Origin of the sequence: Streptomyces phyllanthi (assembly GCF_009377205.1) — a bacterium.
GTDB lineage: Bacteria > Actinomycetota > Actinomycetes > Streptomycetales > Streptomycetaceae > Streptomyces > Streptomyces phyllanthi.
This window is the reverse complement of the sequence record NZ_VJZE01000298.1, coordinates 1-11,441: the sequence shown is the minus strand read 5'-3', so window position 1 is coordinate 11,441 and position 11,441 is coordinate 1. Positions and strand designations below refer to the sequence as shown.

Annotated in this window: 10 protein-coding genes; all 10 read right to left on the bottom strand. The window is 71.3% G+C overall.

Annotation, left to right across the window (positions count from 1 at the left end; all coding sequences use genetic code 11):
• Positions 1 to 144: 144 nt before the first annotated feature.
• Positions 145 to 1,722, bottom strand: a complete 1,578-nt coding sequence (locus FNH04_RS31130; RefSeq protein ID WP_322724349.1) for a glycoside hydrolase family 43 protein — start codon at positions 1,720 to 1,722, stop codon at positions 145 to 147.
• A complete protein-coding gene (locus tag FNH04_RS31125; protein ID WP_322724347.1) occupies positions 1,719 to 2,561 on the bottom strand; it encodes a DUF6807 domain-containing protein in 843 nt (280 codons plus the stop codon). Before FNH04_RS31125 ends, FNH04_RS31130 begins: the two co-directional genes overlap by 4 nt.
• The gene (locus FNH04_RS31120) at positions 2,558 to 3,745 is read right to left on the bottom strand and encodes a Gfo/Idh/MocA family protein (protein ID WP_152789116.1); all 1,188 of its coding nucleotides are present in this window, start codon (positions 3,743 to 3,745) and stop codon (positions 2,558 to 2,560) included. Before FNH04_RS31120 ends, FNH04_RS31125 begins: the two co-directional genes overlap by 4 nt.
• Complete coding sequence (locus FNH04_RS31115; RefSeq protein ID WP_152789115.1) at positions 3,742 to 5,046, bottom strand: pectate lyase family protein; 1,305 nt, start codon at positions 5,044 to 5,046, stop codon at positions 3,742 to 3,744. The genes FNH04_RS31120 and FNH04_RS31115 overlap by 4 nt, the downstream gene beginning before the upstream one ends.
• Positions 5,043 to 5,948: a carbohydrate ABC transporter permease gene (locus tag FNH04_RS31110; RefSeq protein ID WP_322724344.1), complete on the bottom strand. Its 906-nt coding sequence runs from the start codon at positions 5,946 to 5,948 to the stop codon at positions 5,043 to 5,045. Before FNH04_RS31110 ends, FNH04_RS31115 begins: the two co-directional genes overlap by 4 nt.
• Positions 5,945 to 6,880, bottom strand: a complete 936-nt coding sequence (locus FNH04_RS31105; protein WP_152789114.1) for a carbohydrate ABC transporter permease — start codon at positions 6,878 to 6,880, stop codon at positions 5,945 to 5,947. The genes FNH04_RS31110 and FNH04_RS31105 overlap by 4 nt, the downstream gene beginning before the upstream one ends.
• Before the next feature lie 175 nt (positions 6,881 to 7,055).
• Complete coding sequence (araD, locus tag FNH04_RS31100; protein WP_152789113.1) at positions 7,056 to 8,807, bottom strand: L-arabinonate dehydratase; 1,752 nt, start codon at positions 8,805 to 8,807, stop codon at positions 7,056 to 7,058.
• Entirely contained in the window at positions 8,804 to 9,715 is a 912-nt protein-coding gene (locus FNH04_RS31095) for a dihydrodipicolinate synthase family protein (RefSeq protein WP_152789112.1), read from the bottom strand. Before FNH04_RS31095 ends, araD begins: the two co-directional genes overlap by 4 nt.
• 67 nt (positions 9,716 to 9,782) lie before the next feature.
• The gene (locus FNH04_RS31090; protein WP_152789111.1) at positions 9,783 to 10,442 is read right to left on the bottom strand and encodes a GntR family transcriptional regulator; all 660 of its coding nucleotides are present in this window, start codon (positions 10,440 to 10,442) and stop codon (positions 9,783 to 9,785) included.
• 146 nt (positions 10,443 to 10,588) lie between these two features.
• Positions 10,589 to 11,338: an MBL fold metallo-hydrolase gene (locus FNH04_RS31085; protein WP_152789110.1), complete on the bottom strand. Its 750-nt coding sequence runs from the start codon at positions 11,336 to 11,338 to the stop codon at positions 10,589 to 10,591.
• Positions 11,339 to 11,441: the final 103 nt, after the last annotated feature.

Below are 11,441 nucleotides of genomic sequence, written 5' to 3'. Positions count from 1 at the left end.
CCCCGAGTCCCAGTGAGGCCACCAGGACGGTGACCGCGGCCAGGGCCCGGCCGAGGCTCGGTCTCGGCCGGGGTCCCGGCAAGCGCTTGCTACGGAGGTGGAGGTGCGTCATTGCGGCTCCAACAGGCGTACGGGTGGGGTGGGTTACGACGGTTCGGGTGCGTTGCGAGGGGTGATCCGGAACTGCGTGAACGTGGCCGCCCCGGCGTGTCCTGAGCCGGTGGGCGCGACCGCGACAAGGCCGAGCAGGGCGCCGACCCAGCGCCAGGGGGTGGCGGCGAAAACCTGGCCGGAGGGTTCCCAGCCGCTCCCGACGTCGTACGAGAAGCGGCAGCGCGCCCCCGCGCCGATCTCGATCCGCAGCCGGGCCCGTCCCCCGGGCGCCGGGCGCGGGTGGGCGGCGTCCCGCTCGCGGTCGGCGACCGACTCGCCGAACCGGTGCACGAGCTGAACACTCCCGTCCGCGCCCCGCTGGAGCCCGATCCAGCGGAACGCGTCACCGAGCACGGCGAGCCCGGCCCGGGCGCCCTCCTCCTCGCTGTCGAGCCGGAGCCCGACCTCCACCACCGCCGGGCGGCCGGGCAGTCGCTGGGTGAGGACGTTCGGCAGTCGGCGCAGGTCGTGCGCGTCGGCCGTCCGTACGCAGGTCAGCCGCAGCCCGTCCCCGGAGTGCTGGGTGGCCCAGCCGTCCTGCGGGTTGGCGGTCCACTGCCACTGGCGTCCGAAGCGGCCGCCGGGGAAGTCGTCGTCGGTGGCGGGCGCGGCGGGCGGCTGCGCGGGCAGGGCGGGTTTGCGGTGTACGGCGACGGGGACGCCCTCGTCTCCCATCACCGGCCAGCCTCCCCCACTCTCCCAGCGCATGGGCTGGAGGTGTACGACGCGCCCGTACGCGCCCCGCTGCTGGAAGTGCAGGAACCAGTCCTCGCCGTCCTGGGTGCGCACCCAGCCCCCCTGGTGGGGGCCGTTGACGTCGGTGTCGCCCTGCTCCAGGACGACCCGCTCCTCGTACGGGCCGAAGAAGTCACGCGAACGGAAGGCGCCCTGCCAGCCGGTCTCGACGCTCCCGGCGGGGGCGAGGATCCAGAACCAGCCGTCGTGCCGGTACAGCTTGGGCCCTTCGAGCGTGAACCAGCCCGGCAGCCGGTCCCCGTCGATGATCACCTTGCCCTCGTCGAGCAGGCCGGCCCCGTCGGGGTGCATCCGGTGCCCGGTGAGCCGGTTCTTGATCCCGGAGCGGGACTTGGCCCACGCGTGCACGAGGTACGCCTCGCCGGTCTCGTCGTCCCACAGGGGGCAGGCGTCGATGAGCCCCTTGCCCTCCTTGACCAGGTGCGGGCGGGTCCAGGGGCCGCGGATCCCGGGGGCGTTGACCTGGAAAACACCCTGGTCGGGGTCGCCCCAGAAGATCCAGAACCGGTCGTCGTGATACCGGAGCGAGGGCGCCCACACCCCGCAGTCGTGCCGTGGGGTCCGGAACTCGGCTGCGGGTTCCAGCCGCTGGAGGGCGTGCCCGACCAGCGTCCAGTTCACCAGGTCGCGGGAGTGCAGCAGCGGCAGGCCGGGCGCACGGCCGAAGCTGGACGCGGTCAGGTAGTAGTCGTCGCCGACGCGGCAGACGTCGGGGTCGGACCAGTCGGCATCGAGGATCGGGTTGCGGTACGTGCCGTCGCCGAGATCGGCGCTGAAGGCGGACGTTCCCCCGGAGGCGGGCCGGGTGCTCACGGGCTCACCGCCTTCCGGACGAGGGCCGCGGCCCCGCCCCGGTCGAGGGTGCCGTCGGCGACGACGGTCACGATCCGCCGTACGACGGTCTCGCCCGGCCCGATCGGCAGCCGCTCCTCGGACGCGAGGGACGAGCCCACGCCCGGGTACTCCTCGGCGCGTACGAACCACGGGTCCTGACGGGTGGCGTCGGTGGCCCCGGCGAAGACCAGCGTCCAGGTGCTGCCCACGAGGGCGAGCCAGTCGGCGCGGACGCCGTGGACCTGTGCCTCGCCCTCGCGGTCCGCGGTGAACACGCGCGGTGTCGCGGCCTCCTTGCGGGCACGCCAGAAGAAACCGCCGTACGCCGCGCCGGGGCGCCCGTTGGTGGCCGGGCTGCCGATCGACAGCGGGTCCTGGGTGGTGTTGGTCAGCGAGAACGTGAAGTCCAGCGCCCAGGCGGACTCGGTGAGTTCGGTGGCCGCGACCGTACGGCGCTCGCGCAGCAGCTCGCCTCCGGACGCCACCCAGCGCAGCTCCTCCACGAAGCCGTCGGGGTCGCGGAGCTGGAAGGCTCTGTGCCGCTGGGAGCCGTGGTTGTCGAGCTCGGTCGGGCCCTGGTCGCGGACGAAGGTGCGCCCGCCCCAGAAGTTGAACCCCTCGACGTCGGGAACGGCGACACCGACGCCGAGGTGGTGCAGGTGGTCCGCGGGGCCGAGTTCGGTGACGGCCGCGCCGGACAGGGTGGTGACGGGGTGCAGATAGGGGCGCGGGGAGAGCCGGGCCGGCAGTTCGGGGCGGGTGGTGTAGCGGCCGACCGGGCGGCCCGCGATGCGCAGGACCAGCGAGTCGTAGTTCACGTGCTCACCTCTTTCGCTGAAGCTGTCGGGAGCGCCCAGGGGGCGCCCAGCTCGGAGTAGAGGGCGAGGGTGTCGGCCGCCGAGGCGACCAGGGCGTCGACGCCGTCGACGACGCGGCGGTTCTCCTCGGGCGCGAGGTGCCAGGCCCCGGAGGGCAGCGCGACCGGGTCGGGTGCCTGCCGGATCGCCTCCACCACCTTCATGAAGGCGCCCGTCTCGTCGGGCGTGACCAGCAGTTCGTCGCCATCGACCAGGTGGGCGACGAGGTTCTCCAGCAGGTCGGTGCGGCCGTACTCGATCTCCTCGGGCCCGTGTCCGGCCCGCTGGACGAGCACGCGGTCCTGCTTGTACCAGAAGGTGATCCGGCCGCTGGTGCCGTGCACGAGGACGTACGGCTCGCCGGGGCGCTCGGCGCACAGCGTGGCGGCGACGGTGACCCGGCCGCCGTCGGCCGCGGTGATCCGGACGCACGAGGTGTCGTCGGACTCGATGTCGTTGGCGCGCAGCAGTTCGGTCTCGATGCCGGTGACGTCCTCGGCGCGGGTGGTCCCGGCGAGCGCGAGTCCGGTGGCGACGGCGTGCGCCAGGGGGTTGGTGAGCGCCCCGTCGATCACGTCGACACCGTTCAGACGTCGCTTGCCCGCCCAGGGCGCACGCCGGTAGTACGCCTCGTCGCGCGCCCATGCCCCGGCGCCGCCGATGCCGACCACCTCACCGATCGTGCCCTTCGCGACCAGTTCCCGGATCGCGGGCATCGCGTGCGAGCCCAGCGACTGGAAGCCGATCTGGCAGGCCACCCCGGCCTCGGCGACCCCGTCGGCCATCCGGCGGAACTCCGCGTACGAGGGCGCCGGGGGCTTCTCCAACAGCAGGTGGACGCCCCGCTGCGCGGCGGTGAGCGCCAGGTCGGTGTGGGTGGGGATGGGCGTGCAGACGACGGCGACGGCGGCGCCCGTCGAGTCGAGCAGGGCGCCGAAGTCGGCGGACTGCTCGGGTGTGCCGAGGCCGTCCAGCTCCTCCTCGGTCAGCGGTGTCAGCTCGCACACCCCGGCCAGCCGTACGAGCCCCTTGTCCGCCAGGCGGCGGATGTTCGCCAGGTGCCAGCGGCCGTGACCGCGGGCACCCGCGAGGACGACGGGCAGCGGGGCCGCGTCGGGGTTCTGGGCGTGGGGACGGGTGTTCATCGGATCCTCCCGGCGCCCGCGCCGCGTGCGACCTCGCGGTCCGCCTGCCGGGCGCTGTCGATCTGCCCGTGCAGCGTGGGCGTCCAGCCGACATCGGCGGTCAGATCGCGTTCGCTGCCGGAGTTGTACGCGTTGTAGATGGCCAGCAGGTCGACCGGATAGCCGTTGAAGAGGGTGCCGGTCTGGTGGAGGGCGGTGCCGTTCCAGCTCTTGACGAGGTCGGCGACCTCGATGTGGCCGGGGGTGGTGAAGGCGTTGTTCTCGGCGTAGACGGCTGATTCCGTGGAGACGCCGAGCGAGTAGCGGTAGTCGTGCACGTCCTGAGGAACGACGTACCGGTTGTTGTAGACGTGCACCTGTCCGAACCGGACGCGCGGCGCGCGCTGGACGACGCCCTCGAACTCGTTGTGGTGCAGGGTCACGCGCAGTTTGCCGCGGTCGCCGGTGGCCGTGTCGCCGTTGCCGATGAGGATCGCCTTGTCGTGGTCGGCGAACCGGCTCCAGGACACGGTGACCAGGTCGGAGCCGTTGGTGATGTCGAGCAGGCCGTCGTGGCGCAGGTAGTTGCGGGCGAAGTAGGTGGGCTCGTCCTCGTCGGGGTGGCCCTTGTCGGACAGCGTGACGTGGTCGATCCACACATGGGTGGCGCCGCGCAGCCAGATGTTGTCGTAGGCGGTCTTCCAGTCGCCGAGGCCGCCGGTGTTGGGCTGCCAGACGGGGAAGCAGTCGTAGGCGTCGCGCAGGTCGAGGTTGCGGATGATCACGTTGTCCGCGCCCCTGAGCTGGAGGCTGGCGCCCTTGAGGACGGCCCGGTCGCCGAGGCCGACGATCGTCGTGTTGGATCCGACGGCCAGTTCGATCCGCTCGGCCTGTCGGGCCGCCGAGGCCTGCCGGGCCTCCTCCTGGGGGCCGCTGGGCTTGGCGGAGCCCGAGGTGCGCGGGTCGTACGCGGCGAGGTACTTCCTCAGGTCGTAGCCGTCGGTCGCGTAGTCGTCGCAGCCGAGCTTCTCGCCGTCGTCGCCGGTGTTGGCGTCGATGGTGCCCGCGATCCGGATGATCTTCGGGGTGGCGCTGCCGCCGTCGAGCGCGCGGACGAGCTCGCTCCGGTTGCGTACGGTGAAGACGTGGGCGTCGCCGGCGGTGGAACCCCCCGTGGTACCACCGTCGGCCGCCGCCCAGCCGTCGTTCGGGGCGAGGTTGTCGCGGCTGATGTCGCGTGCCTCGGCCCCGGCCGGGGTGCTGAGCGCGAGGCCCAGCATCCCGGCGAGGACGGCCAGTTGGAGTCCCCTTCCGGTCCTCATCCCTTCACCGCCCCAGCGCTGAAGCCGGTGATCAGCCACTTCTGGATGAAGGCGAAGACGATCACGACGGGTACGGCGGCGATGATGCCGCCCGCGGCCAGTGCGCCCAGGTCGACGCTGTCGGCGCTGAGCAGGGTGTTCAGGCCGACGGGGATGGTCTGTTTCTCCTGGTTGCTCAGGAACATCAGCGCGAACAGGAAGTGGTTCCAGGAGTGCACGAAGGCGAAGGAGCCGACGGCGATCAGTCCGGGCCGCAGCAGCGGCAGCACGACCACCCGGAAGCCGCTGAACCGGTTGCAGCCGTCGACCCAGGCGGCCTCCTCCAGCGAGTACGGCACGTTCTTGATGAACCCGCTGATCAGGATCATCGACAGCGGCAGCTGGAAGACGGTCTCGGCGATGATGACGCTGCCGAGGGAGTTGATCATCCGCAGTTCGGCGAAGATCTGGAACAGCGGCACCAGCAGCAGCGCGCCCGGCACGAACTGGGAGCACAGCAGCGCCAGCATGAACACCCGCTTGATCCTGAAGTTGAAGCGGGCCAGGGCGTATCCGCCGGCGAGGGCGACGACCGTGGTCATGAACAGGGTGGCGACCCCGACGAGGACGCTGTTCTGGAAGTACGTGCCGAAGCTGCGCTCGGTCCACACCTTCTCGAAGTGCTCGAAGGTGACGGGCCAGGGCACGAGCGAGGTGGAGCCGGGCTCGCGCAGGGCGAACAGCAGGATCCAGTAGAAGGGGATGAGCGTGAAGAGCAGGTAGATCGACAACGGCAGGTAGATCTGCCAGCGCGGGACCTCGTCCCAGGCGCGCCGGTTCTTCCTCGGTGTGCGCGGGGGTTCCTCGGCCTGGGGGGCGAGGGCCACCGGGGCGTCGCTGATCTCGGCGTCCTTGGTGATCACTTGTCCTCGCCTCCGAACTTGCTCAGCCGCAGATAGACCATCGAGCAGAAGAGCAGAATCACGAACGCGACCGTGGTCAGGGCGGACGCGTAGCCGAAGTTGTGGGCGTCGACGGATGTGTTGGCGATGTAGAGCGGGAGGGTCGTGGTCTCGCCCGCGGGTCCGCCGCCGGTCAGGGTGTAGAGCAGGTCGACGTTGTTGAACTCCCACACCGCGCGCAGCAGGGTGGACAGGATGATCGCGTCCTTCAGGTGCGGCAGCGTGATGTGGATGAACTGCCGGATACGGCTGGCCCCGTCGACCTCGGCGGCCTCGTACAGGTCCTTCGAGACGGACTGGAGGTCGGCGAGGATGAGGATCGCGAAGAAGGGCACACCGCGCCACAGGTCGGCGACGATCGCGGCCGGGAAGACGGTGGAGGTGTCGGAGAGCCAGCTGGTGCCGTACTCGCTGATGCCCATGTCCGCGAGGTAACGGGTGATGCCCGTCTGGGAGTTGTAGAGCAGCACCCAGATCGCGGAGGTGAGCACACCGGAGACGGCCCAGGGTGAGAAGACCATCGCGCGGCTCAGCGCCCGGCCCACGAACGACTGGTTCACGATCAGCGCGAGCGCCAGGCCGAACAGCAGCTGCAGGCCGACCTCGACGACGACCCACTTGGCGCTGAAGACCAGCGTGTCCCAGAAGACGGGGTCCTCGGTGAAGGCGTGGACGAAGTTCTCGAAGCCCGCGTAGCCGTTGCGCCACGGCTTGGTGGGGTTGTAGTGCTGCAGGCTGTAGTAGAAGACGCTGATGACCGGATAGGCGATGAAGCCCAGCATCAGCAGGGCGGCCGGCGCGATCAGCAGGTACGGGAGCCTGCGCGGCGTGGCCGAGCCGCGACGCCGCCGGGGTGGCGCGGGCTGTTTCGCCACGGCTGCGGCTTGGGCCATGACTGTGTCTCCGTTCTCCGGTGTGCGGGGCGAGCCGGTGGTGCGGTGCGCCACTCCGGTCGGCAAGCGCTTTCACGTACGGTGTGCGAGGTCCGGACCGTGAGGGACGACGGCCCTGTGGTGCGGTGGCGCTGTGGTGCGGTGGCGCTGTGCTGTGGTGCCGAGGTGCTGTGGTTCAGCCCGCGTACGGGTCCGGCACCTTCCCCGGCCTGGCCAGGAAGGCGAAGTCGCAGCCGGTGTCGGCCTGCGTGATCTGCTCGTTGTAGAGCGCGCCGTAGCCGCGCTCGTACCGCTCGGGCGGTGGCGTCCACGCGGCCCTGCGGCGCTCCAGCTCGTCGTCGTCCACATGGAGGTGCAGGGTGCGCGCCTCCACGTCGAGGGTGATGCTGTCCCCGGTCCGTACGAGGGCGAGCGGCCCGCCGACGTACGACTCGGGCGCGATGTGCAGCACGCACGCGCCGTAACTAGTGCCGCTCATCCGGGCGTCGGAGATCCGCACCATGTCCCGCACACCCTGCTTCAGCAGGTGGTCGGGGATGGGCAGCATCCCGTACTCGGGCATGCCCGGGCCGCCCTTGGGCCCTGAGTTGCGCAGCACGAGCACGCTGTCGGCGGTGATGCCCAGCGACGGGTCGTTGATCGTCCGCTGCATCGTCCGGTAGTCGTCGAAGACGACCGCGGGCCCGGTGTGCTTGAGCAGGTGCGGTTCGGCGGCGATGTGCTTGATGACCGCGCCGTCCGGGCAGAGGTTGCCGCGCAGCACGGCGACCCCGCCCTCGCCCGCGACCGGGTTGTCGCGGGTGCGGATGACGTCGTCGTCGTGGACCAGCGCACCGTCGAGCTGCTCGCGCATCGTGTCGTACGACACCGTCGGCCGGTCGAGGTGGAGGAGGTCGGTGATCCGGGACAGGAACCCGGGGAGTCCGCCCGCGAAGTGGAAGTCCTCCATCAGGTACGTCTGTCCGCCCGGCCGGACGTTGGCGAGCACGGGCACCGTGCGCGCGATGCGGTCGAAGTCGTCGAGCGTGAGCCGTACACCCGCCCGCCCGGCCATGGCGATCAGGTGGATCACGGCGTTCGTGGAGCCGCCCAGCCCGAGGACGGTCGTCACGGCGTCCTCGAAGGCCTCCGCCGTGAGGATCTCGGAGAGCTTCCGGTCCCTGCGGACGAGTTCGACGATCCGGAGACCGGAGGCGGCGGCCATGCGGTCGTGCCCGGAGTCGACAGCGGGGATGCTGGACGCGCCCGGGACGGTGACCCCCAGCGCCTCGGCGGCGGCGGTGAGCGTGGAGGCCGTACCCATCGTCATGCAGTGACCCGGCGAGCGCGCGAGCCCGCTCTCCAGCTCCTGCATCTCGCAGTCGCCGATGAGCCCGGCGCGCTTGTCGTCCCAGTACTTCCACATGTCGGTACCGGAGCCGAGGACCTCGTTGCGCCAGTGGCCCGGCAGCATGGGCCCGGCGGGCACGAACACGGTCGGCAGGTCGGCGGAGGCGGCCCCCATGAGCAGCGCGGGCGTGGACTTGTCGCAGCCGCCCATCAGCACGGCGCCGTCGACCGGGTACGAGCGCAGCAGTTCCTCGGTCTCCATCGCGAGCATGTTGCGGTAGAGCATCGGGGTCGGCTTCTGGAAGGTCTCGCTGAGGGTCGACACCGGGAACTCCAGCGGGAAGCCGCCGGCCTGCCACACACCCCGCTTGACCGCCTGGGCCCGGTCACGGAGGTGCACATGACAGGGGTTGATGTCGGACCAGGTGTTGAGGATCGCGATGACCGGCTTGCCCAGGTGCTCCTCGGGCAGATACCCGAGCTGGCGGGTGCGGGCGCGGTGGCTGAAGGAACGCAGCCCGTCCGTGCCGTACCACTGGTGGCTTCTGAGCTCCTCGGGGCGCTTCTCGGCGCCTTCCCGTCCCTGATGGCTGCTCATATGGACCACCCGGCGGCGATGGCGGCGACCTCGGCCCGCTCGTCCTCGGGCAGCGGCTTGCTGGGCGGCCGGACCTCGCGGCGGCACAGACCGAGCGAGGCGAGGGCCTCCTTGACCACGGTCACGTTGTTGGCGGAGCCGTTGGCGGCGCGCAGTTCCTCGAAGCGGCGGATCTGCTCCCAGACCTTCATGGCCGCGGGATAGTCCCCGGATCGAAGCGCTTCGATCATGTTCAGCGAAACGGCCGGGGCGACGTTCACGAGTCCCGAGGTGAAGCCTGTGGCGCCCGCGGAGAAGTACGAGGGCGCGTACGGCTCGGCAAGACCGGCGACCCAGACGAAGCGGTCCAGGCCGGCGTCCCGTGCGAAGGCGGCGAAGCGCGCGGCGTCCGGTACGGCGTACTTGACCCCGATGACGTTCGGGCAGTCGTCGGCGAGTTCGGCGAGGCGGACGCCCGGCAGCAGGGCGTTGCGGATGTACGGCACGACGCCCAGTTCGGGTACGGCCTCGGCGATGGCGCGGTGGTAGTCGACCCAGCCGCCGTCGGACACGTAGGGGTGGACGGGCTGGTGGACCATCACCATCTGTGCGCCCGCCTCACGGGCGTGGAGCGCGGAGGCCACGGCGGTGGGCACGTCGTGCCCGACCCCGACGAGGACGACGCCCCGGTCGCCGACCTCGTCGAGGGTCATCTCGGTAACGAGCCGGCGCTCCTCGGGGGACAGCGCGTAGAACTCGCCGGTGTTGCCGTTCGGCGTCAGGGTCCTGATCCCGCCGTCGAGCAGGCGACGCAGCAGGGCCCGGTGGGTGCTCCGGTCGACGGTGCCGTCCTCGGCGAACGGGGTCACCGGGATCGCCACCACGTCGGCCAGGGCCGCCCGTTGGGTCTCGTACGTCACGCTGCTCATTGAGGACCTTCCTCTTCGTGGGCCCTGGTCGGGGGCCTCGGGTCGGTGGGGCTCGGGTGCGGTGCGGCTAGGGGGCCGGGGCCTCCGGGTCCTCCGCCTCGGGGAACGCCCGGTGGACGAACGACGCGATGTGCGCGTGGAGGGCGGCCGCGGCTCCGTCGGCGTCGCCTTCGAGGGCGAGCCGCAGGATCTCGCGGTGCTCGGCGGCCTCCCGCTCCCAGGAGGGGTTGGCGGCCCAGGCGACGGCCGAGACCAGCGCGGCCTGGTCGCGGACCTCGTCGAGCATCCGGCCGAGCAGCGGGTTGCCGCAGGAGGTGTAGAGGGCGCGGTGGAACTCCCGGTTGGCGAGGGAGCGTTCGGCCGTGTCCACCGCCTGGTCGGAGCGGGCGAGCGCGTCCCGCGCCGCCTCCAGTCCGGCTCCGCGCCGTACGGCCCGCCGCAGGGCCTCCGGCTCCAGGAGGAGCCGTACGTCGTAGACCTCGCGCGCCATGTCCGCGTCCACCATGCGTACCGTGACGCCCTTGTACTGGCTCATGACGACGAGCCCGGTCCCGGCCAGGGTCTTCAGCGCCTCGCGTACGGGTGTCTTGGAGACCCCGAACTGCGCCGCCAGCTCGGTCTCGACGAGCGCCTGGCCCGGCGTCAGCTGTCCGGTGAGGATGCGGTGCTTGATCCCTTCCAGCACGAACTGCGTGCGGGACGGGATCGGCATGGGCACAGAGGTCATGCGCGCCTCTCGTGTATCGCGTCTCATATATGACGTACGAAGTACGACGCGTTGAAGGTAGGAGGGGCGCTGTGTTTCGTCAATGCTTCTGACAGAAGAAGCTGGTGGGACCTTTGGTCGTCGTGGGTGCCCCTGGCCGTCGTGGGTCAGACGATGCGGGTGGTGCCCTCGCGTGCGCACTCGGTCGGCCCGCCGAAGACGGCGCCGGCCCGCTCGGTCGCCGACTCACGGGTGAGCGCGGGCCCGACATGGGTGACGAGGAGGCTGCTCGCGCCCTTCGCGTAGGCGCCCGCGTCCTCGGGAGTGAGATGCACACGGCGTTCGCCTTCGCGATGCCGGTCGATGTCGGCCTCGCACAGGAACAGGTCGGCTCCGACGGCGAGGTCGGTGAGCGCGTCGCACGGTCCGCTGTCCCCGGAGTACGCGAGGACCCGCCCCTGGCACTCGGCGCGCAGTCCGTACGCCTCGCCGTCGTGGCTGACCGCGCGCGTGGCGAGGGTGAGGTTCCAGTGCCGCACCGTGTGGCCGTCGTACAGGGGCCGGAAGTCGAAGATCCCGCTCAGGAACGCCGGATCCGACCGCCCGAGAAACCCCGCGAGCCGGAACGCGCAGTCGCCGGGCGCGTAGACGGGCAGCGGCGCGGGCAGGGTGAGTCCCCCGTACGCGAACCCGTACACGGCGGCCAGCAGATCAGCGCTGTGGTCCGCGTGCAGATGGGAGATCCAGATCGCCGTGAGCCGTCGTGGATCCGTGTGCCGCTGCAACTCGGCGAACGTCCCGAACCCCGCGTCCACCCACACCTCGGCGCCCCCACCGCGCAGCAGATACCCGGAACACGGCCGCCCCGGCCCCGGGTGCGGGGACGCGGTACCGAGGACGGTGAGGGCGAGGGGCATGCGGCGAGCGTACGGGCCGCCGGGGCGCGCCGTCCGTGGTTTGGCGGGGGCATAACCGTGCGTTAAGGGTCCCCGGGGGCGCCGTGCGGCTTCCCCCCAACCC